Origin of the sequence: Bathymodiolus heckerae thiotrophic gill symbiont (genome assembly GCF_900180345.1) — a bacterium.
Taxonomy (GTDB): Bacteria; Pseudomonadota; Gammaproteobacteria; order PS1; family Pseudothioglobaceae; genus Thiodubiliella.
Genome location: NZ_FXLV01000080.1, coordinates 1 through 3,110, shown reverse-complemented (window position 1 = coordinate 3,110; position 3,110 = coordinate 1). Strand labels below are relative to the sequence as shown.

Annotated in this window: 6 protein-coding genes; all 6 read right to left on the bottom strand. The window is 36.8% G+C overall.

What is annotated here, in order from left to right:
- A partial coding sequence (locus CRYPD_RS07485) for a PDDEXK family nuclease (RefSeq protein WP_138146955.1) occupies positions 1-358 on the bottom strand: 358 nt, incomplete at its 3' end.
- 97 nt (positions 359-455) lie between these two features.
- On the bottom strand, positions 456-854 hold the full coding sequence (locus tag CRYPD_RS07480) for a hypothetical protein (RefSeq protein WP_138146954.1): 399 nt from the start codon (positions 852-854) through the stop codon (positions 456-458).
- Between the two features lie 11 nt (positions 855-865).
- Positions 866-1,108: a hypothetical protein gene (locus CRYPD_RS07475; RefSeq protein WP_138146953.1), complete on the bottom strand. Its 243-nt coding sequence runs from the start codon at positions 1,106-1,108 to the stop codon at positions 866-868.
- 108 nt (positions 1,109-1,216) lie between these two features.
- Positions 1,217-1,690 carry a DUF2846 domain-containing protein gene (locus CRYPD_RS07470; RefSeq protein WP_138146952.1) on the bottom strand — a complete coding sequence of 158 codons (474 nt, stop codon included), beginning with the start codon at positions 1,688-1,690 and terminating at the stop codon, positions 1,217-1,219.
- Between the two features lie 76 nt (positions 1,691-1,766).
- Positions 1,767-2,600 carry a signal peptidase I gene (gene lepB / locus CRYPD_RS07465; RefSeq protein WP_138146951.1) on the bottom strand — a complete coding sequence of 278 codons (834 nt, stop codon included), beginning with the start codon at positions 2,598-2,600 and terminating at the stop codon, positions 1,767-1,769.
- Between the two features lie 114 nt (positions 2,601-2,714).
- Positions 2,715-3,110: DUF4145 domain-containing protein (locus CRYPD_RS07460; RefSeq protein ID WP_138146950.1), on the bottom strand; the 396-nt coding region annotated here is incomplete at its 5' end.

The following is a 3,110-nucleotide window of genomic DNA, read 5'->3' as shown; positions in this document are numbered from 1 at the left end:
TAAGAAGTTCTAAAATATATTTGGGTGTTTTTAACGTAGCATGTAACTCTTGTATCAAAATAATATTGAAATTCACCTCATCTTTAAGGTATTCATTCCAAACTAATTCTCTTAATCCTGATATAGATTGGCTGACTTCTTTGTTTTTAATTTTTTGTAAATAAACAGGTTTTTCTTTAAAAACTTTGTCAACAATTTCTTGGGATGTACGAATATATTTGCTTCGACATGATTTGATTAATTTATCAAATTTCTCTTGCTCATCATCTGGAACGTCAGTTATTACGGGGAGAGCCTGCTTTTTAAACATATTGGATAGATCATAGAGTTTTTGCTTTATTTTTAGATTATACAACATAACTTGTTCCAAATAGAGGGTTACAATTCATCTAGAAACCTAACGCTTGAATTCAGCGGCCGCGTAAGCGGTCGGCTGGAATGATTTGTTAGGAGTTTTATTCAAGTGTTTCATGACACCTTGATGGAACCCACATTCCAAATGTGTCTTTCAATATAGCAAGGTTTTTAATAAATCCTTTTGAACTGACTTGAAGTTGAATTTCACAATACATCTTTATACTTCCACCACCGTAAAATTGTGTGGAGGCAGTATTTCCATATATGTTTGTAGTTGCAGATTGTGGAATGTTTATTGAAGATGTGCCAGAATTCCAGGTATATAAAATGTCACCATTGTTAAGATTAAATTGTTTATACGGAGAGCCATGTCTTAATACAAACCTATCAAAGTCTTTTCCAATCCATTGATTTTCAAGTCGTTTAAAAGTGCTTTGAGTAGTTGCACAGCTAGATAATACCCCTATAAACAACAGTGCTATAAGTAATTTTTTCATTATTCTCATAATTAAATTCCTTGAATTTTAGATATAGCTATAAATGCAGTTAAAGAAGTGCTTATTATTGCAATTATTAATGTAGATATAGTAATCCAAAATCTTTTTGTTTCTCGTTTTTGCTCAAGCCTGTAATCTCCTTGAGTTCTCCACGGGTTTTCAATTGGTGGATTTATTAGATATACACGTAAGTTTCTTTTTTGACCTGACATATTGGAATCAAATGCTTTTTCAAAATCACTCTCATTATTCATAACTACTCCTAACGCCCGAACTCACCTGACGACTTGGAGCGGGCGACGTAGGAGCCAGCGGAAAGGCGGTCAGGTGGAGTGCTTTGTTAGGTGGTTTTATAATCATGCTTATTTATTTACTTCTCTTAATTTTTTGATGATTTTAAACGCCTCTTTTTCATTGACAATATTAATACCTTCTTGAAACTGAACATGTATGGTATATCCCAGTAAAACTGGTGCTGGTATGTGTACAGTACTGTGAGTAATCCAAGGACGGATATAATAAGTTTTGCCTGATTCCAATTTAATATCTAAGTGTTGTATTATGTCTCCAGAAATCCACCCCCAATCCATATCAAATGAATATTTTCCAGGGGTTAAGAGGTATTTAATATATCCTTTATTAGGAAGGCTACCAGAAGATTTATTATTTATTAATACTGTTGGAGAGCGAGCTTGTCCAGTATTATCGTCTCTAAATAGATATACTCTTGATAAATCTTTTTTAATGTGTTTGGTTTGAATAAAATAATTTTCGCTCAATGTGGTGCAGCCAGAGACAAAAATTAAAAGAAATGTAACGCTAAGGATTTTATACATTATTTTTTACACCTAACGCCAAGCTAAGGGGCGAAGTGCGCAGCACTTTGTCCCGCTTGAGCGTTTTGTTAGGCCTTTATTTGAGTACATATACTACCTCTCCAATAATGCTGTCACTTGAGACATAGCCCCAATATCGGCTATCTGCCGAGTTATCTCTATTGTCACCCATAAAGAAATAGCTATCTTCAGGAATAGCTATTTCATCCATATCTTTAGATGGGCGAACGCTTATTCGTTGAATTAAGTGTGAAATGCCGCCAAGTTGCTGCTCATAGACTACTAGTTGGTCTGCTTCATACAATTTATCCGTGGCCAATAACGAGCCATTAATAGTAATATCATTACCTCTGATGGCTATCGTATCGCCAGGGAGTGCTATTAACCTCTTAACAAAGGGAGTGTCTTTATGAGGAGGATAAAATGCGTACAGTTTCCCTCTCAGCATCAGATCGGGAGAAGCAACTTCCTTGCTACTTAGGGTTATGCCATACGTCCCATATGTACGGAAGCCAAGCTTCTTAACAATGATATGGTTGCCCTGATTTATTGTTGGTTGCATTGACGCGGAAGGAAAAACGAAGGGCTCGAATAAGAAGGAGCGAAATAGAAAGACTGTAGTAAAAAAGGCGGCGTAAATAGCAGGAATGCCCCACCACCTGGAGTACCAAGCCCGCTCACTAGAAGGCTCAAAATTCTTTACTACAAAATATGCATGAATTGGGCATATCAAAGAAAAGGTGGCGGCAAACAGCGTTTGATATTTCCAGTCAGCTATAGAGACAACGCAAGATAAGATGAAATAGAGCCAAAATAACTTTGGTTTATTCAGGTATAGAAATGTGAATGCTTGCAGGACTACACCTAAGGTTATGGCTATCCATGCTTTCGGCTTCCAACTGATGTTCAAAGTTTCTCCTTATCTTTGTAGGCCTAACGCCTGCTTCAGCTGACCGTAAAAAGGGGCGCACTTTTTTGCTTCGCAAAAAATGTGACGCTTTTTACGGTCAGCTGTAAGCAATTGTTATGCTTTTCTGCCAACGCCTTTTGCCTCATTTATGCGTTTCACTAATGCTTCAGTTGTGGCTTTCTTCTCGGGATATAATTCAACTAGAATGTGCTCGAAAATTTTATAGCCATCAATAACATCTGTTCTACGAACCTGAAACCCAGAATGCGTGCCATCATTACCCAGCCACTTAATAGCTTTTGCAGGCTCAACAATTTCTCTAAAATTTTCGGGTAACAAATTAATTCGAGATGCTAGAGATAAGAAATTACCCTTTTCATTTACTGAGGCTACTTCCAGTTCATTGAGCAAAACTTCAAGGGCTGCACGCAAACTGCTAAGACTTGTACCTGGTGACGAGAAAAATGTAGAAAATGAAGTTTCAAGAGCCTTACTAACCCAATTAGGTGT

Coding starts and splice junctions, on each gene's coding strand:
- CRYPD_RS07480 (WP_138146954.1), bottom strand. CDS start 854: ATGAAAAAATTACTTATAGCACTGTTGTTTATAGGGGTATTATCTAGC.
- CRYPD_RS07475 (WP_138146953.1), bottom strand. CDS start 1,108: ATGAATAATGAGAGTGATTTTGAAAAAGCATTTGATTCCAATATGTCA.
- CRYPD_RS07470 (WP_138146952.1), bottom strand. CDS start 1,690: ATGTATAAAATCCTTAGCGTTACATTTCTTTTAATTTTTGTCTCTGGC.